This window comes from Streptomyces iakyrus, from assembly GCF_000717055.1.
Taxonomy (GTDB): Bacteria; Actinomycetota; Actinomycetes; order Streptomycetales; family Streptomycetaceae; genus Streptomyces; species Streptomyces iakyrus.
In genome coordinates this window covers 323,185-347,718 of record NZ_JNXI01000015.1, presented here as the reverse complement: position 1 = coordinate 347,718, position 24,534 = coordinate 323,185, and the positions used below count along the sequence as shown (strand labels likewise).

The window sequence follows — 24,534 nt, the reverse complement described above, 5'->3', positions numbered from 1 at the left end:
CTGTTGAGTTCTCAAGGAACGGTCGCTTCCTTTGTACTCACCCTCTCGGGCTTTCCTCCGGGCGCTTCCCTTCGGTCTTGCGTTTCCGACTCTATCAGACCCTTTTCGATCCGATTCCCTGTCGGCGGGATTTGCCGTCCGGCCCGGGCTTTCGCCTGTCGGCCTTTCGACATTCACTACGTTAGCCGATTCCCCGTCCAACTCATAATCGAGTCCGGCGGCGCCGAATTCAGGCATGCGGGCACGCCGAATTCGCCCCTGCTGAGGGGAGTCGCTAGGTAGTGGTTTGGCCGCTTCCGGCTGCAGGCGATTGCCCTACCCGGTTCAGCGGCTCGGACTACATTACGCACCCCGGCAGGACGCGTCAACTTCGACGGCGCCTCGGTACATGGGCTCGATAGGGGCTCACCGTCGGGTCGTTGGCGACCCAGTAGCGCCAGGGGTGCACGGCTCCGTCGCCGCCCACGCCGGTGCGGGGGCCGTTGAGTACCTGGTCGGAGGGGGTGGGAGTGCCCGTCAGCATGCGGAGCGGGGTGTCCTGCGAGGTGCACGCGTCCGTGCCGTCGAGGGAACGGTCCACGTTGAGGGCCGTGGCCAGGCGGGCCGGGCCTTTGGCCAGTTCCTTGTCGTTGCGGGCCGAGAGTCGACGGGTGCGGGCCAGTTCGGCGCCCTCGATGATCTCGCCGGCGCGGAGGAGGACCGCGCTCGCCTTGCCCTCGGGGCCGCAGACGAGGTTCATGCAGAACCACATGCCGTAAGTGAAGTAGACGTACACGTGACCGGGCGGACCGAACATCACGTCGTTGCGTGCCGTGCGGCCGCGATAGGCGTGGGAGCCGGGATCGTCGGCACCGTCATAGGCCTCGACCTCGGTGAGGCGGAGGGCGATCGGACCGTCCGGGGTGCTGCGGACCAGGATGCGGCCCAGGAGGTCGGGGGCGACATCGAGGACGGGCCGGTCGAAGAAGTCCCTGGACAGGGGCGTACGGTCGGGGGTCGCGATCATGCCGTCCGAGGGTACTGGAGACGGGTGGTGCGGCGGGGTGGCCACAGGGCACCGGCCTTGCCAGGGTGAGGGAGTGGAACCGGCCACGGCCGGATCGCGTATGTAGGGATCAAGGATCCACCCGTAGTGGGCGAGAGGGAGAGACATGGCGTTCAAGAAGCTGCTCGCGAGCCTGGGGGCCGGCGGGGCTTCGGTCGAGACGGTGCTGCACGAGGTCAACGTCGTGCCGGGCGGTGTCGTCCAGGGTGAGGTGCGGATTCAGGGCGGGTCCGTGAACCAGCAGATCGAGGGGCTCTCGGTCGGGCTGCAGGCCAAGGTCGAGGTGGAGAGCGGCGACCAGGAGTACAAGCAGGACATCGAGTTCACGAAGTCGCGGCTGGGCGGGGCGTTCGAGCTGCAGGCCAACGCCGTGCACGCGGTGCAGTTCGGTCTCGAGATCCCGTGGGAGACGCCGATCACGATGATCGACGGGCAGGCGCTCCGTGGCATGAACATCGGGGTGTCGACGGAGCTGGAGATCGCGCGTGCGGTGGACTCCGGTGACCTGGACCCGGTCAACGTGCACCCGCTGCCGGCGCAGAAGGCGATCCTCGATGCGTTCATCCAGCTGGGCTTCCGGTTCAAGAACGCGGACATGGAGCGCGGTGTCATCCGGGGTACACGGCAGAAGCTGCCGTTCTACCAGGAGATCGAGTTCTACCCGCCGCAGCAGTACCGAGGGCTCAACCAGGTCGAACTGAGCTTCGTGGCCGACCAGCACACGATGGACGTGGTGCTGGAGATGGACAAGAAGCCGGGGCTGTTCAGCGAGGGCAGTGACACCTTCCGGTCGTTCCAGGTGGGTCTGAACGATTACCAGGGGACCGACTGGACCGCCTATCTCAACCAGTGGCTGTCCGAGGTCGGCAGCAAGCGCAACTGGTTCTAGGCTCGGGGGCGACTGCAAGAAACGATCAGGAGGTACCGAGGTGACCGAGCTCAAGCGGCGGCCGCTCCCCCACGACTTCCATCCGCCCGTCGCGTCGTTCAAGGTGACGAGCGCGGACGTCGAGGAAGGTGCGACGCTCAAGGACGCTCAGGTCCAGGCGGCGGGCAACACCTCGCCACAGCTGCGGTGGGAGGGCTTCCCGCCCGAGACCAAGAGCTTCGCCGTGACCTGCTACGACCCCGACGCCCCGACGGGCAGCGGGTTCTGGCACTGGGTGCTGTTCGACATCCCGGCGTCGGTGACCGAGCTGCCGGCCGGTGCGGGCAGCGGCTCGTTCGAGGGTCTGCCGGAGGGCGCGGTCCACGCTCGTAACGACTACGGCGGCAAGGAGTTCGGCGGTGCCGCGCCGCCGCCCGGGGACGGGCCGCACCGGTATGTGTTCACGGTGTACGCCGTGGATGAGGAGAAGCTCGGTCCGGACGCGGACGCGTCGCCTGCCGTCGTCGGCTTCAACCTGAGGTTCCACACGATCGGGCGGGCCCAGCTGATCGGCGAGTACGAGGTGCCCGCCGAGGGCTGAGGAAGCCGCCTGCGAACCCGGCGTTCACGGAACGTTTGCCCGCTCCTGGTCTTGGAATTGATCAGGAGCGGGCATTTTTGTTGCCGGGGGTCGCGGGGGTCACCCCTCGCGGGAGCAGCAGATATTGCGTTGTCCATCTCGGCGTGCCCGGCCAGAGTTGATCCCAGCCCGCCAGGGGGTGGGCCGGTGCACACGGGAGGTGGGCTGGTATGCGGGACACGCTGGTACTGAACGCGAGCTTCGAGCCGCTGTCGACGGTGACGTTGAATCGAGCCGTCGTTCTGGTGCTTCAGGACAAGGCCGTCGTCGAGCAGGCCCACCCCGAACTGCGGATGCGGGGAGCCGCGGTCGACATACCGGCGCCCCGTGTGATCAGGCTCTGCCAGTACGTACGGGTGCCGTTCCGAAGACGAGCGCCGTGGTCGAGGCGGGGTGTGCTGATCAGGGACCGCAACCGGTGCGCGTACTGCGGGAGGCGGGCGACGACCGTGGACCACGTGGTGCCGCGGTCGCAGGGGGGGCAGGACACGTGGCTGAACACGGTGGCCTCGTGTGCGCAGGACAATCACCGTAAGGCGAACCGGACTCCGGAGGAGGCGGGGATGCCGCTGCTGCGGCAGCCGTTCGAGCCGACTCCGGCGGACGCGATGCTGCTGGCGCTGGGGCAGGACGACTTCGACGCGCTGCCGGAGTGGCTGGCACAGCCCGCGGCCTAGAGCTGTCATACGGAGGGGCCCGCTTCCCTGGGAAGCGGGCCCCTCCGTCTGTGCCGGGTCAGTCGATGGGCGGCTTCTCGCGGCGCTCCTGGGCGGGGACGCCGGCTTGGGGCGCGCCGCCGTTGCCGCCGGAACCGCCGCCGAGGCCGCCGAAGTTGCCCATGGCGCCGGAGAGGCCCTTGAGGGCGTCGCCGATTTCACTGGGGACGATCCAGAGCTTGTTGGCGTCGCCCTCGGCGATCTTGGGGAGCATCTGGAGGTACTGGTAGGAGAGGAGCTTCTGGTCCGGGTCGCCGGCGTGGATGGCCTCGAAGACCGTGCGGACGGCCTGGGCCTCGCCCTCGGCGCGCAGGGCGGCGGCCTTTGCCTCGCCCTCGGCGCGCAGGATCTGGGACTGCTTCTCACCCTCGGCGCGCAGGATCTCCGACTGCCGGACACCTTCGGCCTGGAGGATCGCGGCGCGCTTGTCGCGGTCGGCGCGCATCTGCTTCTCCATCGAGTCCTGGATGGAGGTGGGCGGTTCGATCGCCTTGAGCTCGACGCGGTTGACACGGATGCCCCACTTGCCGGTGGCCTCGTCGAGGACGCCGCGCAGGGCCGCGTTGATCTCCTCGCGGGAGGTGAGGGTCCGCTCCAGGTCCATGCCGCCGATGATGTTGCGGAGGGTGGTGACGGTGAGCTGCTCGATCGCCTGGATGTAACTGGCGACTTCGTAGGTGGCGGCCCGTGCGTCGGTCACCTGGTAGTAGATGACGGTGTCGATGTTGACGACCAGGTTGTCCTGGGTGATCACCGGCTGCGGCGGGAAGGGCACGACCTGTTCGCGCAGGTCGATGCGGTTGCGGATGGTGTCGATGAACGGGACGACGATGTTGAGGCCCGCGTTGAGTGTCCGCGTGTAGCGGCCGAAGCGCTCGACGATGGCCGCGCTGGCCTGTGGGATGACTTGGATCGTCTTGATCAGGGCGATGAAGACCAACACCACCAGAATGATCAGGACGATGATGACCGGTTCCATCGTCGTTCCCCGTGTCCCTTCTCCGCTGCGGCGTCTTCGGCAGATCTTATGGTTGTCGAAGATCTTGCTGGTCGAGTCTGACAGACCGTCGCGTAGCTGGCGAGGAGTTCACTCCAGTTACGTCCTGCGAGGTCACATCACGATCGCGGTGGCTCCCTCGATGTCCACGACATCCACTTCCTCGCCTGATTCGTAGGCGCGGTCGGTGTCGAGGGCGCGGGCCGACCAGACCTCTCCGGCCAGCTTGATCCGGCCTCCGGAGGCGTCGACGCGTTCCAGGACGACGGCTCGTCTGCCCTTCAACGCCTCCACACCGGAGGCGAACTGGGGGAGTTGAGCGCGGTGCCGGTTCGCAATGGGCCGTACGACGGCGATGCCCGCGGCCGAGATGACGGCGAAGACCGCGACCTGGGCGACGGCTCCGCCGCCGAAGACGCCGGTGACCACCGCCGCGGCGATGGCGCCCACCGCCAGCATGCCGAGTTCGGGCATCGCGGTGACCACGAGCGCGATGCCGAGCGCTGCCGCGCCGATCAGCCACCACAGACATGCGTCGATTTCCACATGGTCATGGTAGGTCCGCGGCCCTGTCGCCGACAGGGCGCCCGTGGTGTGAAATCCCGTTCTTACCCTGCGATTTGGGAGGCGGCGGTCGGGCTCAGGAGAGCGGGAGGCCCTGCGCGGTCCAGCGCTCGCCCGACTGTTCGACGACGAGCGGGAGGCCGAAGCAGAGGGAGAGGTTGCGGGAGGTGAGCTCCAGCTCCAGCGGGCCGGCGGCGAGGACCTTGCCCTGGCGGATCATGAGGACGTGGGTGAAGCCCGGGGGGATCTCCTCGACGTGGTGGGTGACCATGAGCATCGAGGGGGCGATCGGGTCGAGGGCGAGGCGGCCGAGGCGGCGGACGAGGTCCTCGCGTCCGCCGAGGTCGAGGCCGGCGGCGGGCTCGTCGAGGAGGAGCAGCTCGGGGTCGGTCATCAGGGCGCGGGCGATCAGGGTGCGCTTGCGCTCGCCTTCGGAGAGCGTGCCGAACCTGCGGTCCAGGTACTCGCTCATGCCGAGGCGGTCGAGGAAGGCGCGGGCGCGCTGTTCGTCGATGTCCTCGTAGTCCTCGTGCCAGGTGGCGGTCATGCCGTACGCGGCGGTGAGGACCGTCTCCAGGACCGTCTGGCGCTTGGGGAGCTTCTCGGTCATGGCGATGCCGGCCATGCCGATGCGGGGGCGCAGCTCGAAGACGTCGGTGCCGGGCCGGCCGAGGGTCTCGCCGAGGATGGCGGTGGTGCCCGAGCTGGGGAAGAGGTAGGTGGAAGCGAGGTTGAGGAGGGTGGTCTTGCCGGCGCCGTTCGGGCCGAGGATGACCCAGCGCTCGCCCTCCTTGACCGACCAGGAGACCTGGTCCACCAGAGCCCGGCCCTCACGGACCACGGATACGTCCTGAAGCTCCAGAACATCGCTCATGAGCGCGTTGTCTCCCCTTGCAGTGTGGCCGGTCTCGGCTGTCGCGTAAGCCTGTGGCTCGGTCCGCCGCGCCGGTGGGCGCAGCCCTCCATGAAATCTACGCCACCGGTCGTACCGGGCGTTCCCTCGGTCCGGTCCTTGGAGGGTTCTAGGGTGGAGGCATGCTCTCGGAACCACGTGCTGGACGTCTCGCAGCTTGGGGAAATGCCCTTTTGGCCGGACTTGTCTCGCCGGACGACGCCGTTTTCGCCATCGTCGGCGCGGACGCGGTGCACCGGGTGGAGGGGCTGCCGGGCGAGCCGGGGCAGGTCGGGCTGACGCTCGCGCTCGGGCGGCTGCGGGTGCTCGGGGTGACCGGGCTGCGGGTGGCTCTGCCCGCGCCGGGGCATCCGCTGGGGCTGAGCGGGCCGCCGGAGTTCAACGCGCGTGCGCTGGAGGCCGAGGAGGCGGTGGTCTGTCACGGGGCCGCCTACGGGCTGGTGCCGGACGTGTACGAGGCCGGGCCCGAGGGCGTGCAGGTCGAGGTGGTGTGGCATGTGCTGCCGGTGCGGGAGGCGCCGCCCGCGGATGTGCCGTCGCTGGGCGAGGCGGAGCGGGAGCTGGCGGAGGCCCTGCGGGAGGCCACGGAGGTGCTGACGCGGCTGGACGTGGCGGGGTCCGGGCCGGTGGCGGAGGCGGCGATCGATGCGTACCGGGCGCGGGCCGAGCGGGGGCGGGAGGTGCTGGCGCCGGGGTATCCGCCGCGGGCGGTGCGGGTGCTGGAGCTGGCGCAGCGGGTGGGGACGCTGATCGCGGTGGCGACGGAGCGTGGGCACGGGGGCGCGGTGAGTTCGTCGGAGATCTCCGCGCGGCGGGAGGCGTTGCGGCCGGTGGAGCGGACGGCTCGGCGGGCGCAGGTCGCGGCGTACAACTCCGTTGTGGAGGAGCGGGAGCGGGGAGTGCGGTGACGGCCGGTTCCCGGTAGTCGGCGTTGGTACGAGGTACCTGGGGGCTTCGCCCCCAGACCCCGTCGGCCTGAAGGGCCTCGTCCTCAAGCGCCGAACGGGCTGGATCGCGCGACACTGCACGCACACATGCCAGACCGGCCTCCCGGGCAGGACCGGGAGGCCGGGACACCTCCGGCTCGGAGACGGAGGTGGAGCGTCAGTGGTTGACGGCGAGGTTGCCGAAGGCCGGGTTCAGGATGCCCACGACGTTCACGCTGTTGCCGGACACGTTGACCGGGACGTGCACCGGAGCCTGGACGACGTTGCCCGAGCCGACGCCCGGGGAGCCCACGGCCTGGCCGTCGGCGTGCGCGCTGGTGGCGGAGGCCATGCCGGCGCCGGCGGCCAGGAGGCCACCCGTCACCATCGTCACGGCCGCTGCCTTCTTCAGGTTCTTCACTTCTGAGCCCTCCTTGCGATGGCCGCGGCAGGCGCCGCAGCACGCACTGAGAACGGCGGAGATCCATCGAGGTTGCGCCATATGAGGGACGTTCCCACGACAGTATGAATCTCGGTCCGGAACGCAACCTTCCGTGTTGCCGTGGGCGAAGGCTGTCAGCCCGTCACGCCATGGCGGACGGCCCACAACGCGGCCTGCGTTCGGTCGGCCAGGTCCAGTTTCATCAGGATGTTCGAGACGTGGGTCTTGACGGTCTTCTCGGAGAGGACGAGCGCGCGGGCGATCTCCCGATTCGAGCGGCCGTCCGCTATCAGCCCGAGTACCTCGCGTTCCCGCTCGGTGAGCGAACCGGCCCTCCCCGTCCCGGCGTTGGTCTCCTCCTGCGCCAGCAGGGCGCCGGCGACCTCCGGCTGGAGGAGGATGTGCCCGGCGTGCACCGAGCGGATGGCCCCGGCGAGGGCGTCGGGGTCGACGTCCTTGTAGACGTACCCGGCGGCCCCGGCGCGCAGGGCCGGGACCACCGTGCGCTGCTCGGTGAAGCTGGTGACGACCAGCACGCGCGCGGGGTTGGCCAGTTCGCGGAGTCTGCGCAGGGCGTCGACGCCGTCCATGCCCGGCATCTTGACGTCCATGAGGATGACGTCGGGCTTCAGCTCCTCGGCACGGTCGACTCCTTCGGTGCCGTCCGCCGCCTCGCCGACGACCTCGATGTCGTCCTGCACTTCGAGGAAGGTGCGCAGGCCCCGGCGGACGACCTGGTGGTCGTCGACGAGCAGCACCTTGATCGCGTCAGCCACCGGGGACCTCCATCTCGATGACGGTGCCCTTGCCGGGCACCGATTCCACGGTCAGCGAGCCGCCGGCGCCGCTCGCCCGGTCCCGCATGGAGACCAGGCCCAGGTGGCGTCCCGCGTGACGCACCGCCTGCGGGTCGAAGCCGCTGCCGTCGTCCGTGATCCGCAGGACGGCTCCGCCGCCGCGGCGGTCCAGGGTCACGTCGACGTGGTCGGCGCCGGAGTGGCGCAGGGCGTTGTGCAGGGCTTCCTGTGCGACGCGCAGGAGGGCCTCCTCCTGGGATGCGGGCAGGGCCTTCACGCCGTGGCCGGCGAAGGTGACGCGGGCGCTGTGGGCCCGGTCGAGGACCTGTATCTGGGTCCGCAGGGTCGCCACGAGGCCGTCCTCGTCGAGGGCGGCGGGCCGCAACTCGACGACCGCGGCGCGCAGTTCGTCGGCGGCCTCGGCGGCCAGGGCCGCGACCTGCTGGAGCTCGCCCTTGGCGCGGGAGGGGTCGCGGTCCACCAGGCGGGCCGCGGCCTGGGCGGTCAGGCGCAGGGAGAACAGCTTCTGGCTGACCGCGTCGTGCAGTTCGTGGGCCAGGCGGGAGCGCTCCTCTGCGATGGTCAGTTCCCGGCTGCGCTCGTAGAGGCGGGCGTTGGTGAGGGCGATCGCGGCGTGCTGGGCGAGGATGCCGAGCAGTTCTTCGTCGTCCTCGGTGAAACCGCAGCCGCCTTCGGGCCGCTCACAGTTCTTGTTGGCCAGGAACAGCGCTCCGATGACCTCGTCGCCGTCGCGGATGGGCAGGCCCAGGAAGTCGGCCAGGTCCGGGTGGGCCTTCGGCCAGCCCTCGAAGCGGGGGTCCTTGCGGACGTCCGCGAGGCGTTCGGCCCTGGCCTCGTGCAGCATCGCGGCGAGGATGCCGTGCTGGCGCGGGAGGGGGCCGATGGCCCTCCACTGCTCCTCGCTGACGCCGTCGACGACGAACTGGGCGAAGCCGCCGTGGTCGTCCGGGACGCCGAGCGCGGCGTACTGCGCGTCGAGCAGTTCGCGGGCCGAGGCGACGATCGTCTTGAGGACGTCGCGCACCTCGAGATGCCTGCTCATGGCCAGCAGCGCGGAACTCACCGCGGCGAGGCCGGACCGGGGGCCGTGACTCATGTCCTCACGGTACCGGCGGACTGTGACAGCGCGGATCGGACCGGTGGCGGCGGGCGCCCGGTCGGTGGGCCTAGGTCGCAGGGCGGAGACAGCCGGATGCCGGGCGCAGGACCGGGGCCGCCGGGCCCTTGGCCTAGGGCGAAAGGACTCGGCGGACCGCGGCCCGCGTCCGAGGCGGCCTGGGCGGCTCCGTTCCTACGGTGTGGGCACGCGGTGACGACGAGGGAGCGGATCATGCCGGTTGCGATCATTACCGGGGCGTCGAAGGGGCTGGGCCGGGCGCTGGCGGAGGCCCTGGCCGGGCGGGGCTGGGACCTGGTGCTCGACGCCCGGGGCGCGCGGGCGCTGGCGGCCACGGCCGAGGTCGTCTCCGCGCACGGGACGCGGGTGTCCGCCCTGTCCGGGGACGTCACGGACGCCGCGCACCGCACCGAGCTGGTGGCGGCGGCCCGGCGGCTGGGCGGCGTCGACTTGCTGGTGCACAACGCGAGCGCGCTGGGCGCCGAGCCGCTGGTCAGGCTGGAGGAGCTGTCCCTGGCGGGGCTGCGCCGGGCGCTGGAGGTGAACCTGGTGGCGGGGCTCGGCCTGGTCCAGGAAGCGCTGCCGCTGCTGCGGGCCTCGCGGGCGGGCACGGTCGTGGCCGTCAGCTCGGACGCGGCCGCCGAGGCGTACGAGACCTGGGGCGGTTACGGGGCGTCCAAGGCGGCCCTGGACCAGTTGGTCGCCGTGCTCGCCGTGGAGGAGCCGGGGCTGCGGGTCTGGGCGGTGGATCCCGGGGACATGGCCACGGACCTGTACGCGGCGGCCGTTCCGGACGACCGGGAGCCGCGGCCGGAGCCCGCCGCCGTGGTGCCCGGGTTCCTGCGGCTGCTGAACGAGCGTCCGCCGAGCGGGCGGTACGGGGCTTCGGCTCTGCTGGACGGGGCCCGGTGACTTCGGCCGTGCGCGTGCCGGCGGAGCTGTCGGCCCGGGTGCCCGTAGAGCAGCGGGGGCCGGGGCTGGAGCGGGATGCCGTGCGGATGCTGGTCTCGCGGGGTTCCGAGGTGGCGCATCACCTGTTCACGGAACTGCCGCTGCTGCTGCGGGCCGGTGATCTGCTCGTGGTCAACACCTCGGCCACGTTGGCGGCGGCCGTGGACGGGTGGAGCGGGCACGCGCGTGTGGTGGTGCACTTCTCCACTCGCGGGGACGACGGCCGCTGGGCGGTGGAGCTGCGGGAGCCCGACGGGCGGGGCACCACGCGCGCGCGGGCGGGCGGGCCCGCGGGGAGGGAGGTGCGCCTGCCGGCGGGCGTGCGGCTGGTTCTGGAGGAGCCGCTGAGCGGGCGGAGCGAGCGGCTCTGGTGGGCGCGGGTGTCCGGGCCGGAGGTGACGGGGCTGCTGCGGGAGCACGGGCGGCCCATCCGCTACGCCTACACGGAGCGGGACCAGCCGCTGTCCGTCTACCAGACGGTGTTCGCGCTGCCGTCGCCGGACGGGGCCGGAAGTGCGGAGATGCCGAGTGCGGCGCGGCCCTTCACGGGGCGCCTGGTGGCGGAGCTGGTGAGCCGGGGGGTGCAGTTCGCGCCGGTCACGCTGCACACGGGGGTGGCCTCGGCGGAGGCGCACGAGCCGCCCTGTGCGGAGCGTTTCGCGGTGCCCGGGGCGTCCGCGCGGCTGATCAACGTGGTGAAGACCGGTGGGGGCCGGGTCGTGGCGGTCGGGACGACGGCGGTGCGGGCCGTGGAGTCCGCGGTGGACGCCGACGGGGCCGTACGCGCGCGTGCCGGGTGGACGGATCTCGTCGTCACGCCGGAGCGGGGCGTGCGGGTGGTGGACGGGCTGCTGACCGGGCTGCACGAGCCGGAGGCCTCGCATCTGCTGATGCTGGAGGCGGTCGCGGGACGGATGGCGGTCGGGCAGGCGTACAGGGCCGCGCTCCAGCACCGGTACCAGTGGCACGAGTTCGGGGACGTGCACCTCGTTCTGCCCTGAAAGCGCCTCACGGAGAGCATCGCTTGTGCAACGGGCGGTGAGAACGCGCGCCGCCCGGTGTGAGCCCGCGCATAGGGCGCACGTCACGTACGAAAGTGCGTAGGAGACAAAGCCCCACCTTTTGAGCGGCGCGGATCGTCTAGTCTGCCCCGATTTGCCCCTCCCTGATCCACTATCTTCTTTCGTACGTCACACCTTTGCCACGCCATTTTGCGGCCGCTAAGAATTGGCGACGTCGCTCAGCGCCGTGGGTTCACCTCCGCGGCGTTTGTGTCGGAAACACACCGAGTCCAACGCCGGACGCCGAGCGACTCCCGCGCTATTCGAAGAGGTCCACAGCAGCATGCCCAAGAACATCTTCAGCCGTGTTCAGAGTCGTAGCCTGACCCGTCACCACAAGATCGCCATGGCGGGTGTCGCCACCCTCGGCGCCGCCGCCATCGGGTTCTCCGCGGTGCCGAGCGGTGCCTCGACGAAGACCACGACCGAGGCCGCTCAGCCGGCTGCGGTGGCGTACAGCACCCAGCAGATCAAGGACGTCAAGGCGAGCGTCACGGACCAGATGGCCGGCGCCAGCCTGAAGGCCGAGCAGATCGCGGCGAAGAAGAAGGCCGACGCCGCGGCCGCCGCCAAGAAGAAGGCCGACGCCGCGGCGGCGAAGAAGAAGGCCGAGGCCGCCCGCGAGGCGAAGGAGGCCGCGAGCCGCGCCGCCAAGCGCGCCGAGGCCAAGAAGACCTACCCGAACAACCTCGACGGCTGGATCCGCGAGTCGCTCGACGTCATGAAGAAGCACGGGATCCCCGGCTCCTACGACGGCATCAAGCGCAACATCATCCGCGAGTCCTCGGGTAACCCCAAGGCGATCAACAACTGGGACATCAACGCCATCAACGGCATCCCGTCGAAGGGCCTGCTGCAGGTCATCCCGCCGACCTTCAAGCACTGGCACGTCCCCGGCACCTCCTGGGACATCTACGACCCGGTAGCCAACATCACCGCCGCCTGCAACTACGCGGCCGACAAGTACGGCTCGATGGACAACGTCGACAGCGCGTACTGAGGCCGGCGCGGGACTCTGCTCGCTGTACGAACGCCGAAGGGCGGCACCCTCCTGACGGGGTGCCGCCCTTCGGGCGTCGTACGGCGGTGCCTACTTGCGCATGACCTCGGGCTCGTGGCGGCGCAGGAAGCGGGCCACGAAGAAGCCGCAGATCACCCCGAGAACGAGGAGGGCGCCCATGTCCATGGCCCAGGCCCCGACCGTGTGCTCCCACAGCGGGTCGTTGTCGCCGGCCGTCTCGGGCGGGCTGATCTTGTTGAAGTCCAGCGTGGCACCGGCGGCGGCGACCGCCCAGCGCGACGGCATCAGGAACGAGAACTGGTTGACGCCGATCGAGCCGTGCAGCGCGAACAGACAGCCGGTGAAGACGACCTGGATGATGGCGAACATCACCAGCAGCGGCATGGTCTTCTCGGCGGTCTTCACCAGCGAGGAGATGATCAGGCCGAACATCATCGAGGTGAAGCCCAGCGCCATGATCGGCACGGACAGCTCCAGCATCGTCGCGCTGCCGAAGATCAAGCCCTCCTCGGGGATCTCACGGCTGGAGAAGCCGATGACGCCGACCAGCAGGCCCTGGAGCACGGTGATCATGCCGAGCACGAACACCTTGGACATCAGGTACGCCGAGCGCGAGAGGCCGGTCGCGCGCTCCCGCTCGTAGATGACCCGTTCCTTGATCAGCTCTCGGACGGAGTTCGCCGCGCCCGCGAAGCAGGCGCCGACCGCGAGGATCAGCAGGACCGTGGTCGCCGTGCCGTTCGGGATGATGCGGCCGGTCTGCGGGTTGGCCGGGTTGGGCAGCAGGCCCCGGTCGGCGTCGATGAGCAGGCTGACCGCGCCGAGCACGGCCGGCAGGATCACCATCAGGGCGAGGAAGCCCTTGTCGGAGGCGATCACCGAGACGTACCGCCGGACAAGCGTGACGAACTGGGACATCCAGCCCTGTGGCTTCGGCGGCTTCATCGCCTGCATCTGCGGAACCTGTACGGACTGCGGTGCGACGGCGTCGATGTCCGCGGCGTACATCTGGTAGTGCTGCGAGCCCTTCCAGCGGCCCGCCCAGTCGTAGTCGCGGTAGTTCTCGAAGGCGGAGAAGACATCGGCCCAGGTGTCGTAGCCGAAGAAGTTCAGCGCCTCCTCGGGCGGGCCGAAGTAGGCGACCGAGCCGCCCGGCGCCATCACCAGCAGCTTGTCGCAGATCGCCAGCTCGGCAACCGAGTGGGTGACGACGAGGACCGTACGGCCGTCGTCGGCGAGGCCGCGCAGCAGCTGCATGACGTCGCGGTCCATGCCCGGGTCGAGGCCGGAGGTCGGCTCGTCCAGGAAGATCAGCGACGGCTTGGTGAGCAGCTCCAGGGCGACCGAGACGCGCTTGCGCTGGCCGCCGGAGAGGGACGTGACCTTCTTGTCCTTGTGGATGTCGAGCTTGAGCTCGCGCAGCACCTCGTCGATACGGGCCTCGCGCTCGGCGCCCGTGGTGTCGGCCGGGAAGCGGAGCTTGGCCGCGTACTTGAGGGCCTTCTTGACGGTCAGCTCCTTGTGCAGGATGTCGTCCTGCGGGACCAGACCGATGCGCTGGCGCAGCTCGGCGAACTGCTTGTAGAGGTTCCGGTTGTCGTAGAGCACCTCGCCCTCGTTGGCGGGCCGGTAGCCGGTGAGCGCCTTGAGCAGGGTCGACTTGCCGGAGCCGGACGGGCCGATGACCGCGATCAGCGACTTCTCCGGGACGCCGAAGGAGACGTCCTTGAGGATCTGCTTCCCGCCGTCGACCGTGACGGTCAGGTGGCGGGCGGAGAAGGACACCTCACCGGTGTCGACGAACTCCTCGAGCCGGTCGCCGACGATGCGGAACGTCGAGTGGCCGACGCCGACGACGTCGGTCGGGCCGAGCAGCTGGGTGCCGCCCTTGGCGATCGGCTGGCCGTTGACGTACGTGCCGTTGTGGGAGCCGAGGTCCCGGATCTCCATACGGCCGTCGGGCGTCGAGTGGAACTCGGCGTGGTGCCGGGAGACCTGGAGGTCCGAGACGACCAGTTCGTTCTCCAGGGCACGGCCGATGCGCATCACGCGGCCGAGGGAGAACTGGTGGAACGTGGTCGGGCTGCGGTCGCCGTAGACCGGCGGTGCCCCCGCGACACCACCGGGACCCTGCTGCTGCGGGATGTGCGCCGCCGCCTGCTGCGGCTGCTGCCAGCCGGCCTGCGGGGCCTGCTGCTGCGGCGGCTGCTGGGCCGGGGCCTGCTGTCCCCAGGCCGGGTTCGCGCCCTGCGCGGCGTACGGCTGCTGCTGGGGCTGGGTCTGCGGCGTGGCGACGGAGGCCGCGGCGCCGGAGAGGTTCAGGCGCGGGCCGTCGGTCGCGTTGCCCAGGTTGACGGCCGAGCCGGGGCCGAGCTCCAGCTGGTGGATGCGCTGCCCCTGCACGAACGTGCCGTTGGTGCTGCCGTGGTCCTCGATGACCCAACTGCGGCCGTTGAAGCTGATCGTGGCGTGACGCCAGGAGACCCTGGCGTCGTCGAAGACGACGTCCCCCTGCGGATCACGTCCGAGGGTGTATGCCCTGGACGGATCGAGCGTCCAGGTACGTCCGTTTGATTCCAGTACGAGTTCCGGCACTCCAGCCCCACTGAGTTGTCCCCCGAGTTACCCCCGACATGGGGAGTCTAGGGATGTCGAACATCGGGGGGAACTATTTCAGGAGCGGCCCCCTGACCGAAAGTCGGGCCTTGTGAAGACCGCGTCCGGACGCATCAGCCGATTCCGTTGACGGGGTTGAAACCGGGCCGGAGAGTGGTATTTCGACGCGAGGGGGACATGCCTGGTGTTCCCGCCGCGCAGCGGATCGGGGGGTCTGCCATGAGTGCTGCCGCAGGGGCCGGGACGGCGAAGGACGACGCGCGCGTGCCGTGGGGGGACGTGCTGATGTCCGCCGTGGCCGCCGTGAGCTGGGCGTTGATCGGGATGGCGGGGACCGCGGCGCTGGGCCTGCGGCTCCTGGAGGCCGATGCGGCGGGCTCCTTGGGGCCGATGACCGCGGCGGTGGTGGCCCTCGGGGCGGGTGGTTCGGTCACGCCGTCCGGTGAGGTGTCGGCGTTCGGTATCACGGGCGCCGAGGCGGACACGGCCATCGAGATCACGCCACTGGGGGTGAGCCTGGTCGGGGCGGTGCTGTTGTCGTGGTTCTTCCTGCGGTCCCTGCGCGCGGCGGGAGTTGTGATCTCACGGGCCGAACTGCTCGCGCGGGCGGGCGCGGTGGTGGCGTTGTTCGTGGCGATGCTGGGCGGCCTGGCGTGGGCGGGCCACGACGTCGTCACCATCGACGGCGGGTCGCTCGGGCTCGACGACGTGACCGGCGGGAGCGGGGGCGTCGAGATCCCGGGGCTCGGGGACGTCGGGGGGCTGCTGCCGGACCGGCTCGGCGACCTGGTCGACGTGCAGGCCGCGGTCGGCTTCACGGTCGATACCGCCCCGACGCTGCTCGGCGGGTTCGGCTGGTCGACCGGGATCCTCCTCGTCGCGCTGCTGTCCTCGCGCCGTACGCCCCTGCCGCCGGGCTGGGAGGCCGTGCACCGCGTCGTGCGGCCGGCCGTGTCGGCCGTGGTGACCGTGCTGCTCGTGGCGGTCGCGGCGGGATTCGCGGCGGCGGCGTACGCGGCGATCGGCGACGACCGTCCCGAGCGCATCGCCGGAGCGGCGCTGCTCGGGGCTCCGAACGGAGTGTGGCTGGGCATCCCGCTCGGTCTGTTCGTGCCGTGGGACGGACGCGCCACGGGTGAACTGATCCGCTTCCTGCCGGACCCGCTGGACGACCTGCTCGGTGCCGGGTCCGGACAGGCGGTGACGCTGAGCCGGCTGGCCGAGATGGACAGCCGGGTGTGGCTGCTGGCGATGGCGGCGGGCTTGATGATGCTGCTGGCCGGCGTGCTGACGGGAGTACGGACGCCGGTGGAGGAAGGGCCCGGCGCGCTGCGCTTCGCGGGGTGGTGCGCGCTGCGGCTGGGGGTCGCGACGGCCCTCGCCCTGCCGTTGCTCGCCCGGCTGACGGACGTCTCCGTGACCGCCTCCCTGTCCGTGCTCGGCGTCGACGCCTTCGGCGGCGGCATCGAACTGCACGGCCCCCTGGGCCTGGCTCTGCTGCTGGGCGCGGTGTGGGGCGCGGGGGCCGGGGCCGCGGGGGCGTTGCTCGCGTGGGCGTGCGGCGCGGCGGGGCGCCGGGCGACGGCATCGGCTCGGGGAGAGGGCTTGCCCCTGGGCGGCGGGGCAGGGTCCCGGCCGGGCACCGGGTGGCCAGGGCGGGGGGCGGGGGCGGGTCCCGGAGCGGGGAGCCGGCATGCCGAGTATGGGGCTGGCGCCTGGCAGGCGGCGCCCTGGGGTGGTGGGCCGACGGGGCAGGGCTGGACGGGGGCTGGTGCGGTGCGATCGGGGGACAACGCCGAGGGCGGGCCGGGGCCCTACGCCGGGGGCGATGGGCGGGGCTTGCGAGGGTCCGGTGGGGTGCGCCCAGGGGACTACGCCGAGGGCGGGCAGGGACCGGGGCGGTACGACGGGGGCGGCGGACAGGCCTGGACAGGGGCGGGCGAGGGGCGACCTGGGGAGGACGCCGGGAGCGGGCAGGGCCGGCCGGCGGGCGATGGGGTGCGACAGGGGGGTGACGCCGGGGGCGGGCAAGCCCAGACCTGGGGTGGCCCGGTACCTGCGGAGCACGACAGGGAGACCAGGCAGGCGCCGCCGCGCCCCGGGGACGCCCCTGGTGCCGGGCAAGCCCGGAACTGGGGTGGCCGGACCGAGGCCGGTCCCAGCCCAGTGCGGCACGACGAGAGCGCCGGGAATGCCTGGCCGGGCGTCGGCGCAGGGCGACCTGAGAGCACCGCCGGTACCGGGCAGGTCCAGCCCCGGGGTGGTGCGGGGCCCGTGGGACGCCGCCCAGGCCCTGGGGACGCCTGGCCCAGGGCAGGCGCAGTACGACCTGAGGGTGACGCCGAGGCCCGCCTCGGCCCAGAGCGGGACGGCACGGGCGCCAGTGCAAGGCGGCCTGAGGGCGACGCCGGTACTGGGCAAGCCCAGAGCCGGGGCGGCTCCCCGCCCGCCGGGCACCATCAAGCCCCTGGGCCCGTCTGGCCCCGCGCAGGCGCAATACGACCCGAGGACGACGCCGAGGTCGGCCTCGGGTCGCAGCGCAACGAACCGGGCGCCGGCCCACAGCGACCAGAGGACGACGCCTGTGGCGGGGAGCAGGATCAGAAAGCCGGGCCCTACACCCCGGGTACGCCGTACCGGCCGCCCAACCCGGGTACCAATCCGTACCTCCGGATGCCCAAGGAGCTGCGAGAGCCGCAGGACGCACGGCCTCCGGCGGCGGAACCCCACTCCGATGCCGCACCCGACGCCGAGGACGACACACCGGCGGACGACGGACCCCCCGCACCCGGCGACGTCTACGGCGCCCCCACCGTCGTACGGCCGGTCGGGCCACCCCCGCGGGGCCCCCGGCAGTCGCCCGGACCGAGGAACGGGAACGGGCCGCCCCCTCCCCCTCCGGCTCCCCCGCCGCCACGGCAGCCCCGCGGCGGGAGGTGACCGGCGGCGGAGCCGGACGCCGTACCCCCACCCGTACCCGAACCTCAGGGGCGGTATGCCCTGCCCGCCGGATACGGTGGAACCACCATGAGCGCTTCGCAGACCTCGTCTTCCGACGTCCCTGCCGACGTCCCCACCCTCCTTGTGAAGATCTTCGGCAAGGACAGGCCGGGCATCACCGCCGGTCTCTTCGACACCCTCGCCGCCTACTCCGTCGACGTCGTCGACATCGAGCAGGTCGTCACCCGCGGCCGGATGGTGCTCTGCGCGCTCGTGACCGAGCCGCCCCCCGGGCAGGAGGGAGACCTGCGGTCGACCGTCCACAGCTGGGCCGAGTCGATGAAGATGCAGGCGGAGATCATCTCCGGCCTGGGCGACAACCGCCCGCGCGGGCTGGGCCGGTCCCTGGTCACCGTGCTCGGGCACCCGCTCACCGCCGAGGCCACGGCCGCCATCGCCGCGCGGATCACGAAGACCGGCGGCAACATCGACCGTATCTTCCGGCTCGCCAAGTACCCCGTGACCGCCGTCGAGTTCGCCGTCTCCGGCGTGGAGACCGAACCGCTGCGCACGGCCCTGGTGACGGACGCGGCGAGGCTCGGCATCGACGTGGCGGTCGTCGCCGCCGGTCTGTACCGGCGCGCACAGCGCCTGGTCGTCATGGACGTCGACTCGACGCTGATCCAGGACGAGGTCATCGAGCTGTTCGCCGCCCACGCCGGCTGCGAGGACAAGGTCGCCGAGGTGACGGCGGCCGCGATGCGCGGGGAGCTGGACTTCGAGCAGTCCCTGCACGCGCGCGTGGCGCTGCTGGAGGGTTTGGACGCCTCCGTCGTGGACAAGGTGCGCAGCGAGGTACGGCTGACGCCGGGCGCCCGCACCCTGATCCGCACGCTGAAGCGGCTCGGCTACCAGGTCGGCGTCGTCTCGGGCGGCTTCACCCAGGTCACGGACGATCTGAAGGAGCGGCTCGGGCTGGACTTCGCCCACGCCAACACCCTGGAGATCGTGGACGGCAGGCTGACGGGCAAGGTCACCGGCGAGATCGTCGACCGCGCGGGCAAGGCGCGCCTGCTGCGCCGGTTCGCCGCGGAGGCGGGTGTGCCGCTGTCGCAGACCGTGGCGATCGGTGACGGGGCCAACGATCTGGACATGCTGAACGCGGCCGGTCTCGGTGTCGCCTTCAACGCCAAGCCGGTGGTGCGCGAGGCCGCGCACGCCGCGGTGAACTTCCCCTTCCTGGACACGGTCCTGTATCTGCTGGGCGTCACGCGGGAAGAGGTCGAGGCGGCGGACATCCTCGACGTCGGCTGACCGTCACGACATCGGCCGACCCCACGGAGCCGACCAGAAGGGGCCCGGCGCCGCACCGGCGCCGGGCCCCTGTCACACGGGGGTCGTCACTCGGCCGGCGCCCAGTAGTCCCGCAGCGTGGCCACCCCCGGCTCCAGGCTCTTCCACGTGCCGCCGAACGACAGCACGGCGAAGGCGGCGGCCGGGAAGCCGCGGCGGGTCATCCGCTCCCGGGCGTCGTCCTCGCCGGAGCCCGCCAGGACGTCGGCGAGGCCCTGGATCCCGGGATTGTGCCCGATCATGAGGACGTTCTGCGCGTCGTCGGGGGTCTCGTTGAGCAGGGCGATCAGCTCGCCGGGCGAGGCCTCGTAGATCCGCTCCTCGTAGACGGTTTTCGGCCGCTGCGGGAACTCCTGGACGGCGAGCTTCCAGGTCTCCCGGGTCCGGACCGCGGTGGAGCACAGGGCCAGGTCGAAGGCGATACCGGTGTCGGTCAGCCTGCGCCCGGCCTCCGCCGCGTCCATGCGGCCCCGGTCGGCGAGCGGACGCTCGTGATCCGTGACCTGTGGCCAGTCGGCTTTCGCATGGCGGAAGAGGACAATCCTGCGGGGTTCTGCGACGCTCATGAGATCCAGCTTCGCATGAAACACGCCACGGGGCGCAGGGAGTTGACCACCGGCTTCGGCCGTGATCAGCGGGCGATCAGCTGGTGCACACGCTCGAAGAGGTGGGAGATCGCCGGGTCGCCCGTGGCTGCGTGGGCGTCGGACGGGTTCAGGATCAGGGCGAGCAGCGCGGTGAAGGCGAGCACGGGCAGGGCGAGAGCCCACCAGGGCAGCCGGCCGGCGGCCCCGGCCCGGGGCGCCGGGTGGAGCCGGGTGTGCGTAGGGGCCGACATGGTGCCTCCGCTCTTCGAGTGGTCGGTGACCGTCTCGCGGTCACACACTCGAAGCTACGGAATCCGCGGCTGCCGCCCCATCCGGTGATCCACCCACTTGACCCTGACCCTCACCCCCTAGGGGACAGGGGGCTAGCCCCACCATGGGCCGCGTGGGCGCCGGTCATGGCGAGGCGATGGTCGCGATGACGCCGATGACGATGAAGATCGCGAAGAAGGCGCCGAACACGAGCAGCATCTTCTTCTGACCGTGCTGGGGATTCGGGTCGAGCACTGGCATGGGGAAAGTGTCCCACCCCACCGCGGCCGCCCGGCGCCCGGGGGTGACTCCCGGCCCGCGGGAGCGTCGCTCAGCGGGCCGCCTCGTCCTCCACCGTGCGGTCGCGTCCGGCCAGGAAACCGACGACCATCTGCGGGATCATCAGGGCGCTCATCAGCGCGATCGGGAGGCCCCAGCCGCCGCTGTGCTGGTAGAGGACGCCCACCAGGAGCGGTCCGGGGATGGAGATCAGGTAGCCGGTGCTCTGCGCGAACGCCGACAGCTGGGCCACGCCCGGGCCGGTCCTGGCCCGCATGCCGACCATGGTCAGGGCGAGCGGGAAGGCGCAGTTGGCGACGCCGAGCAGCACGGCCCAGGCCCAGGCGCCGGCGGCGGGCGCGAGGTACAGCCCGGCGTAGCCGGCGAGGCCGCAGACGCCCAGGGCGAGCACGATCGGGCCCTGGTGGGGCAGCCGGGTGGCCAGGCGGGGTATGACGAAGGCCAGGGGCACGCCCATCACCATGGTGACCGCCAGGAGCAGCCCCGCGGTGCCGGCGGGGACACCGGCGTCCCGGAAGATCTGCGCCATCCAGCCCATGGTGATGTAGGCGGCGGTGGCCTGGAGGCCGAAGAAGACGGCCAGGGCCCAGGCGGTGCGGCTGCGGGCCATGCGCAGCCGGGGCGCCTGCACGCGGGCGTGCTCCGCGGAAGCGGCCGGAGCCGCCGGGCCCGGCGGCTGCGTCTTCCCGGCGGCCTCCTCCCCCTCGCCGGGCGGTGTGGCGCGTCCCCGGACGAAGGGCAGCCACGGCACGACGGCCGCCACGGCGAGCCCCGCCCACAGGGCAAGGCCCGTCTGCCAGCTGCCGCCGAGCGCGTCGGTCAGGGGGACGGTGACCGCGGCCGCGAGGGCCGTGCCGAGGGCGAGGGCCATCGAGTACAGGCCGGTCATGGAACCCACGCGGTCGGGGAACCAGTGCTTGACGATGACCGGCATCAGGACGTTGCTGACGGCGATACCCATGAGGGCGAGGGCGCTGCCGGCCAGGAAGCCGGCCGTGCCGCCGGCGTAGGGACGGACGAGCAGGCCGGTGGCGATCGCCACCATGCCGGCGCACACCACGGCACCCGCCCCGAAGCGGCGGGCGAGCCGCGGTGCCATGACGCCGAAGACGGCGAAGCACAGCGGCGGCACGGAGGTGAGCAGCCCGGCGACGCTGCCGCTCATGCCGAGCCCGTCGCGGACCTCCTCCAGGAGCGCTCCGAGGCTGGTGATGGCCGGGCGGAGGTTCAGCGCGGACAGCACGATGCCGAGGACGAGCAGCCGCATCGTCCACGCGCGCGGGGAGGCGCCGCCCGGTTTCCCGGCCTCGTGCGCGGGCGCGCTGCGTACGGTCGGGGGCGTCATCGTCCGGGTTTCCTCACTAGCCATGAGGCCTATCATAGAATCATGGGATGATTGACTGTCCACTCCTCCGCTGCCCTGCGGCACCCCGGTCGTGCGAAGGTGAGCCATGCCCCTGAGCCATCCCCGCCGTTCGGCGCTCTCCGAGCAGGTCATCGCCGCCCTGCGGGCACAGATCACCTCGGGTGAGTGGCCGGTCGGCTCGCGCATCCCGACCGAGCCGGAACTGGTCGAGCAGCTGGGCGTCGCCCGCAACACCGTCCGCGAGGCCGTCCGCGCCCTGTCGCACAACGGCCTGCTGGACATCCGCCAGGGCTCCGGCACGTACGTCGTGGCGACGAGCGAGCTGGCCGGCGTGATGCAGCGGCGGTTCGCCGAGGCCGACCCGCGGCACATCGCCGAGCTGCGCTCCACGCTGGAGTCGGCCGCCGCCCGGCTGGCCGCCGAGCGGCGCACGGAGAAGGATCTCAAGCAGCTCGACGCGCTGCTGCTGCGGCGGGAGGAGGCCTGGGAGTCGGGCGACAAGGAGGCCTTCGTGACCGCGGACGCGACGTTCCACCTGGCCGTGGTGTCCGCCTCCCACAACGACGTGATGACGGCCATGTACGCGGACCTGGGCGAGGTGCTGCGGGACTGGCTGCGCGAGGACGTCGGCGAGAAGCTGACGCCGGAGACGCACATGGATCACGGGCGGCTGCTCGAAGCGATCCGCGCGGGCGAGGCGGACGAGGCCGCGGCGGAGGCCGCCCGCTACCCGTTCCTGTGCCGACTGGGCGGCGTCACCTCCCCCACCGGTGACTGACACCCCCGCCGGGCTCGGCTCAGCTCCCCCGCCGGTGACTGATCCACACGTCGCCGACCTCTTTCCAGCACCGCCCCGTCAGCCGCACGGTCTGCGCCGGCCCGGCCTCGACCGGTGAGCTGTCGGTGTCGATGTCCCACCAGCGGACACACTCGACGTGCAGGCTCACCCGGTCGGTCTCCGGGTAGGGGTTGTGGCAGTACGCGGTCACCTTGGAGCCGGTCACGCGGATCCGGCACGCGGCGCCGAAGGGATCGGCGGACTCCCGCTCGTCGGCGGGCACACGCGCGTGGGGCACAGCCTCGTACGCCAGGGTCAGCACAAGCGCGACGGCGGCGAGGGACGCTGAGGCCGTTCGGCGGGACAAGCGCACAAGGGGACCTCCTCGGCCGTGCTGGGGAGGGGCTCGGGTGGTGAACGCGTACTCCTGAGTGCCCAGTTCGCGTACTCCAGAGTGCCCGGTCACGGGCCTCCCCCGCCCGGCCGGCTGAGCCGAACGGGTGACGCCCCGCTCCCCGCGCGCTGCGGGGAACGGGGCGTCGAGGACGTACGGGAGATCAGGCTCCGATGGCGTGCAGACCGCCGTCGACGTGGATGATCTCGCCCGTCGTCTTGGGGAACCAGTCGCTCAGCAGGGCGACGACGCCGCGGCCGGCCGGCTCGGGGTCCTTCAGGTCCCACTCCAGCGGGGAGCGGTTGTCCCACACGGAGGCGAGCTCGCTGAAGCCCGGGATGGACTTGGCGGCCATGGAGCCGAGCGGACCGGCCGAGACCAGGTTGCAGCGGATGTTCTGCTTGCCCAGGTCGCGGGCCATGTAGCGGCTGGTGGCCTCCAGGGCGGCCTTGGCCGGGCCCATCCAGTCGTACTGCGGCCAGGCGAACTGCGCGTCGAAGGTCAGACCGACGACGGAGCCGCCGTTCTGCATCAGCGGCAGGCAGGCCATGGTGAGCGACTTCAGGGAGTACGCCGAGACGTGCATGGCCGTGGCGACCGACTCGAACGGCGTGTTGAGGAAGTTGCCGCCGAGGGCGTCCTGCGGGGCGAAACCGATGGAGTGGACGACCCCGTCGAGGCCGCCGAGCTCCTCGCCGACGATGTCGGCGAGCCGGCCGAGGTGCTCGTCGTTGGTCACGTCGAGCTCGATGACCTTGACGGGCTTGGGCAGCTTCTTGGCGATGCGCTCGGTCAGCGTGGGCCGCGGGAACGCCGTGAGGATGATCTCGGCGCCCTGCTCCTGGGCCAGTTTGGCGGTGTGGAAGGCGATGGAGGACTCCGTCAGCACACCGGTGATCAGGACGCGCTTGCCCTCGAGAATTCCGCTCATGGTGATCAGTGACCCATTCCCAGTCCGCCGTCAACCGGGATGACGGCTCCAGTGATGTACGAGGCGTCGTCGGAGGCGAGGAACCGCACCGCCGCGGCGACCTCCTCCGGCTGCGCGTACCGGCCGAGCGGCACCTGCTTGACGATGCCTTCGCGCTGCTCGTCGGTGAGCACCTTGGTCATGTCGGTGTCGACGAAGCCGGGCGCGACGACGTTGAAGGTGATGTTGCGCGAGCCCAGCTCGCGGGCGAGGGAACGCGCGAAGCCGACCAGCGCGGCCTTGGAGGCGGCGTAGTTCGCCTGACCGGGGCCGCCGTACAGCCCGACGACCGACGAGATGAGCACCACGCGGCCCTTCTTGGCGCGCAGCATGCCGCGGTTGGCGCGCTTGACCACGCGGAAGGTGCCGGTGAGGTTGGTGTCGACGACCGAGGTGAAGTCCTCCTCGGACATGCGCATCAGGAGCTGGTCCTTGGTGATGCCGGCGTTGGCGACGAGGATCTCGACGGGCCCGTGGGCCTCCTCGATCTCCTTGTAGGCCTGCTCCACCTGCTCGGTGTCGGTGATGTCGCACTTGACGGCCAGGCAGCCCAATTCGGTCAGGGCCGCCGGCGGCTCACCCGAGCGGTACGTGATGGCGACCTTGTCGCCGGCACCGGCGAAAGCACGGGCGATGGCGAGGCCGATGCCCCGGTTGCCTCCGGTGACGAGAACCGAGCGGCTCAACGGATCACCCTTTCGATAGCGGTCTGATACCCGCCCCGGCGCCTGGACGACAGGCGGTGATGACAGGCGGCTTCCCCGAAAACCTATCGGTCCGGGCAGGCCCGCGGACAATCGGGCACCGACAGTGGCGTACGGGACTCACTGTCGGGTCCCTACAGAAAGCCGCGGGTCCGGCTCGGGAAACTCATGGCCCGC

Annotated in this window: 24 protein-coding genes and 1 pseudogene; 10 read left to right on the top strand and 15 right to left on the bottom strand. The window is 71.3% G+C overall.

Annotated features, from left to right (window positions below; genetic code table 11):
- Positions 1-364: 364 nt before the first annotated feature.
- A complete protein-coding gene (locus tag OO68_RS24640; protein ID WP_033311000.1) occupies positions 365-1,006 on the bottom strand; it encodes a DNA-3-methyladenine glycosylase in 642 nt (213 codons plus the stop codon).
- A 145-nt stretch (positions 1,007-1,151) separates the two neighbouring features.
- On the opposite strand from OO68_RS24640, the gene OO68_RS24635 reads away from it, so the two are divergent.
- The 3 genes from OO68_RS24635 (at position 1,152) to OO68_RS24625 (ending at position 3,230) form a co-directional block, all read left to right on the top strand.
- On the top strand, positions 1,152-1,934 hold the full coding sequence (locus tag OO68_RS24635; RefSeq protein ID WP_033310998.1) for a sporulation protein: 783 nt from the start codon (positions 1,152-1,154) through the stop codon (positions 1,932-1,934).
- Positions 1,935-1,974: 40 nt separating this feature from the next.
- Positions 1,975-2,514: a YbhB/YbcL family Raf kinase inhibitor-like protein gene (locus tag OO68_RS24630; protein ID WP_033310996.1), complete on the top strand. Its 540-nt coding sequence runs from the start codon at positions 1,975-1,977 to the stop codon at positions 2,512-2,514.
- 209 nt (positions 2,515-2,723) lie between these two features.
- On the top strand, positions 2,724-3,230 hold the full coding sequence (locus OO68_RS24625; protein ID WP_033310994.1) for an HNH endonuclease: 507 nt from the start codon (positions 2,724-2,726) through the stop codon (positions 3,228-3,230).
- A 58-nt stretch (positions 3,231-3,288) separates the two neighbouring features.
- Here the strand turns inward: OO68_RS24625 and OO68_RS24620 are convergent, their stop codons facing one another.
- From OO68_RS24620 to OO68_RS24610, 3 genes are all read right to left on the bottom strand, one after another.
- Positions 3,289-4,248, bottom strand: a complete 960-nt coding sequence (locus OO68_RS24620) for an SPFH domain-containing protein (protein ID WP_033310992.1) — start codon at positions 4,246-4,248, stop codon at positions 3,289-3,291.
- A 132-nt stretch (positions 4,249-4,380) separates the two neighbouring features.
- Entirely contained in the window at positions 4,381-4,812 is a 432-nt protein-coding gene (locus OO68_RS24615) for an NfeD family protein (protein WP_033310990.1), read from the bottom strand.
- Positions 4,813-4,906: 94 nt separating this feature from the next.
- Positions 4,907-5,704, bottom strand: a complete 798-nt coding sequence (locus OO68_RS24610; protein ID WP_033310988.1) for an ABC transporter ATP-binding protein — start codon at positions 5,702-5,704, stop codon at positions 4,907-4,909.
- Between the two features lie 161 nt (positions 5,705-5,865).
- Between OO68_RS24610 and OO68_RS24605 the strand changes: the two genes are divergently transcribed.
- Positions 5,866-6,651: an Rv1486c family protein gene (locus OO68_RS24605; protein WP_051814788.1), complete on the top strand. Its 786-nt coding sequence runs from the start codon at positions 5,866-5,868 to the stop codon at positions 6,649-6,651.
- Between the two features lie 196 nt (positions 6,652-6,847).
- Here the strand turns inward: OO68_RS24605 and OO68_RS24600 are convergent, their stop codons facing one another.
- The 3 genes from OO68_RS24600 to OO68_RS24590 all read right to left on the bottom strand — a co-directional run bounded on the left by OO68_RS24600 (position 6,848) and on the right by OO68_RS24590 (position 9,025).
- Positions 6,848-7,090: a chaplin gene (locus OO68_RS24600; RefSeq protein WP_030852293.1), complete on the bottom strand. Its 243-nt coding sequence runs from the start codon at positions 7,088-7,090 to the stop codon at positions 6,848-6,850.
- 155 nt (positions 7,091-7,245) lie between these two features.
- Entirely contained in the window at positions 7,246-7,887 is a 642-nt protein-coding gene (locus OO68_RS24595) for a response regulator (RefSeq protein ID WP_033310982.1), read from the bottom strand.
- On the bottom strand, positions 7,880-9,025 hold the full coding sequence (locus OO68_RS24590) for a GAF domain-containing sensor histidine kinase (RefSeq protein WP_033310980.1): 1,146 nt from the start codon (positions 9,023-9,025) through the stop codon (positions 7,880-7,882). The genes OO68_RS24595 and OO68_RS24590 overlap by 8 nt, the downstream gene beginning before the upstream one ends.
- Before the next feature lie 234 nt (positions 9,026-9,259).
- Here OO68_RS24590 and OO68_RS24585 point away from each other — a divergent pair, with 234 nt between their 5' ends.
- The 3 genes from OO68_RS24585 to OO68_RS24575 all read left to right on the top strand — a co-directional run bounded on the left by OO68_RS24585 (position 9,260) and on the right by OO68_RS24575 (position 12,058).
- Positions 9,260-9,958 carry an SDR family NAD(P)-dependent oxidoreductase gene (locus OO68_RS24585; protein WP_033310978.1) on the top strand — a complete coding sequence of 233 codons (699 nt, stop codon included), beginning with the start codon at positions 9,260-9,262 and terminating at the stop codon, positions 9,956-9,958.
- Complete coding sequence (locus tag OO68_RS24580) at positions 9,955-10,998, top strand: S-adenosylmethionine:tRNA ribosyltransferase-isomerase (RefSeq protein ID WP_033310976.1); 1,044 nt, start codon at positions 9,955-9,957, stop codon at positions 10,996-10,998. The genes OO68_RS24585 and OO68_RS24580 overlap by 4 nt, the downstream gene beginning before the upstream one ends.
- 343 nt (positions 10,999-11,341) lie before the next feature.
- A complete protein-coding gene (locus tag OO68_RS24575) occupies positions 11,342-12,058 on the top strand; it encodes a transglycosylase SLT domain-containing protein (RefSeq protein ID WP_033310974.1) in 717 nt (238 codons plus the stop codon).
- Between the two features lie 90 nt (positions 12,059-12,148).
- Here the strand turns inward: OO68_RS24575 and OO68_RS24570 are convergent, their stop codons facing one another.
- Positions 12,149-14,674 carry an ABC transporter ATP-binding protein/permease gene (locus OO68_RS24570; protein ID WP_033310972.1) on the bottom strand — a complete coding sequence of 842 codons (2,526 nt, stop codon included), beginning with the start codon at positions 14,672-14,674 and terminating at the stop codon, positions 12,149-12,151.
- A gap of 240 nt (positions 14,675-14,914) precedes the next feature.
- Between OO68_RS24570 and OO68_RS48320 the strand changes: the two are divergent.
- Both OO68_RS48320 and serB read left to right on the top strand, forming a co-directional pair.
- A pseudogene (locus OO68_RS48320) lies at positions 14,915-16,861 on the top strand (streptophobe family protein); the annotation flags it as partial.
- 861 nt (positions 16,862-17,722) lie between these two features.
- Positions 17,723-18,949, top strand: a complete 1,227-nt coding sequence (serB, locus tag OO68_RS24560; protein ID WP_033310970.1) for a phosphoserine phosphatase SerB — start codon at positions 17,723-17,725, stop codon at positions 18,947-18,949.
- Positions 18,950-19,035: 86 nt separating this feature from the next.
- Here the strand turns inward: serB and OO68_RS24555 are convergent, their stop codons facing one another.
- From OO68_RS24555 to OO68_RS24545, 4 genes are all read right to left on the bottom strand, one after another.
- Positions 19,036-19,554, bottom strand: coding sequence for a SixA phosphatase family protein (locus OO68_RS24555; protein ID WP_033310968.1), 519 nt, complete (start codon positions 19,552-19,554; stop codon positions 19,036-19,038).
- A gap of 65 nt (positions 19,555-19,619) precedes the next feature.
- The gene (locus OO68_RS24550; RefSeq protein WP_033311032.1) at positions 19,620-19,826 is read right to left on the bottom strand and encodes a hypothetical protein; all 207 of its coding nucleotides are present in this window, start codon (positions 19,824-19,826) and stop codon (positions 19,620-19,622) included.
- A 163-nt stretch (positions 19,827-19,989) separates the two neighbouring features.
- Positions 19,990-20,106, bottom strand: a complete 117-nt coding sequence (locus OO68_RS48315; protein ID WP_106974401.1) for an SGM_5486 family transporter-associated protein — start codon at positions 20,104-20,106, stop codon at positions 19,990-19,992.
- 70 nt (positions 20,107-20,176) lie between these two features.
- Positions 20,177-21,526 (bottom strand): CynX/NimT family MFS transporter, encoded by a 1,350-nt coding sequence (locus tag OO68_RS24545; protein WP_033310966.1) that lies wholly within the window; start codon positions 21,524-21,526, stop codon positions 20,177-20,179.
- A gap of 70 nt (positions 21,527-21,596) precedes the next feature.
- On the opposite strand from OO68_RS24545, the gene OO68_RS24540 reads away from it, so the two are divergent.
- Positions 21,597-22,289: a FadR/GntR family transcriptional regulator gene (locus tag OO68_RS24540; RefSeq protein WP_033310961.1), complete on the top strand. Its 693-nt coding sequence runs from the start codon at positions 21,597-21,599 to the stop codon at positions 22,287-22,289.
- Between the two features lie 19 nt (positions 22,290-22,308).
- On the opposite strand, the gene OO68_RS24535 is transcribed toward OO68_RS24540, so the two are convergent.
- The 3 genes from OO68_RS24535 to fabG all read right to left on the bottom strand — a co-directional run bounded on the left by OO68_RS24535 (position 22,309) and on the right by fabG (position 24,339).
- Positions 22,309-22,662, bottom strand: a complete 354-nt coding sequence (locus OO68_RS24535; RefSeq protein WP_033310959.1) for a hypothetical protein — start codon at positions 22,660-22,662, stop codon at positions 22,309-22,311.
- A gap of 184 nt (positions 22,663-22,846) precedes the next feature.
- Positions 22,847-23,614: an enoyl-ACP reductase FabI gene (fabI, locus tag OO68_RS24530; protein ID WP_033310958.1), complete on the bottom strand. Its 768-nt coding sequence runs from the start codon at positions 23,612-23,614 to the stop codon at positions 22,847-22,849.
- Between the two features lie 5 nt (positions 23,615-23,619).
- Entirely contained in the window at positions 23,620-24,339 is a 720-nt protein-coding gene (fabG, locus tag OO68_RS24525) for a 3-oxoacyl-[acyl-carrier-protein] reductase (protein ID WP_033310957.1), read from the bottom strand.
- Positions 24,340-24,534: the final 195 nt, after the last annotated feature.

What these genes read in the sequence shown, in the direction of transcription:
- OO68_RS24640 (WP_033311000.1), bottom strand. Translation starts at nt 1,006, where the DNA reads ATGATCGCGACCCCCGACCGTACGCCCCTGTCCAGGGACTTCTTCGAC.
- OO68_RS24635 (WP_033310998.1), top strand. Translation starts at nt 1,152, where the DNA reads ATGGCGTTCAAGAAGCTGCTCGCGAGCCTGGGGGCCGGCGGGGCTTCG.
- OO68_RS24625 (WP_033310994.1), top strand. Translation starts at nt 2,724, where the DNA reads ATGCGGGACACGCTGGTACTGAACGCGAGCTTCGAGCCGCTGTCGACG.
- OO68_RS24620 (WP_033310992.1), bottom strand. Translation starts at nt 4,248, where the DNA reads ATGGAACCGGTCATCATCGTCCTGATCATTCTGGTGGTGTTGGTCTTC.
- OO68_RS24610 (WP_033310988.1), bottom strand. Translation starts at nt 5,704, where the DNA reads ATGAGCGATGTTCTGGAGCTTCAGGACGTATCCGTGGTCCGTGAGGGC.
- OO68_RS24605 (WP_051814788.1), top strand. Translation starts at nt 5,866, where the DNA reads ATGCTCTCGGAACCACGTGCTGGACGTCTCGCAGCTTGGGGAAATGCC.
- OO68_RS24590 (WP_033310980.1), bottom strand. Translation starts at nt 9,025, where the DNA reads ATGAGTCACGGCCCCCGGTCCGGCCTCGCCGCGGTGAGTTCCGCGCTG.
- OO68_RS24585 (WP_033310978.1), top strand. Translation starts at nt 9,260, where the DNA reads ATGCCGGTTGCGATCATTACCGGGGCGTCGAAGGGGCTGGGCCGGGCG.
- OO68_RS24575 (WP_033310974.1), top strand. Translation starts at nt 11,342, where the DNA reads ATGCCCAAGAACATCTTCAGCCGTGTTCAGAGTCGTAGCCTGACCCGT.
- serB (WP_033310970.1), top strand. Translation starts at nt 17,723, where the DNA reads ATGAGCGCTTCGCAGACCTCGTCTTCCGACGTCCCTGCCGACGTCCCC.
- OO68_RS24555 (WP_033310968.1), bottom strand. Translation starts at nt 19,554, where the DNA reads ATGAGCGTCGCAGAACCCCGCAGGATTGTCCTCTTCCGCCATGCGAAA.
- OO68_RS24550 (WP_033311032.1), bottom strand. Translation starts at nt 19,826, where the DNA reads ATGTCGGCCCCTACGCACACCCGGCTCCACCCGGCGCCCCGGGCCGGG.
- OO68_RS48315 (WP_106974401.1), bottom strand. Translation starts at nt 20,106, where the DNA reads ATGCCAGTGCTCGACCCGAATCCCCAGCACGGTCAGAAGAAGATGCTG.
- OO68_RS24545 (WP_033310966.1), bottom strand. Translation starts at nt 21,526, where the DNA reads ATGATAGGCCTCATGGCTAGTGAGGAAACCCGGACGATGACGCCCCCG.
- OO68_RS24540 (WP_033310961.1), top strand. Translation starts at nt 21,597, where the DNA reads ATGCCCCTGAGCCATCCCCGCCGTTCGGCGCTCTCCGAGCAGGTCATC.
- fabI (WP_033310958.1), bottom strand. Translation starts at nt 23,614, where the DNA reads ATGAGCGGAATTCTCGAGGGCAAGCGCGTCCTGATCACCGGTGTGCTG.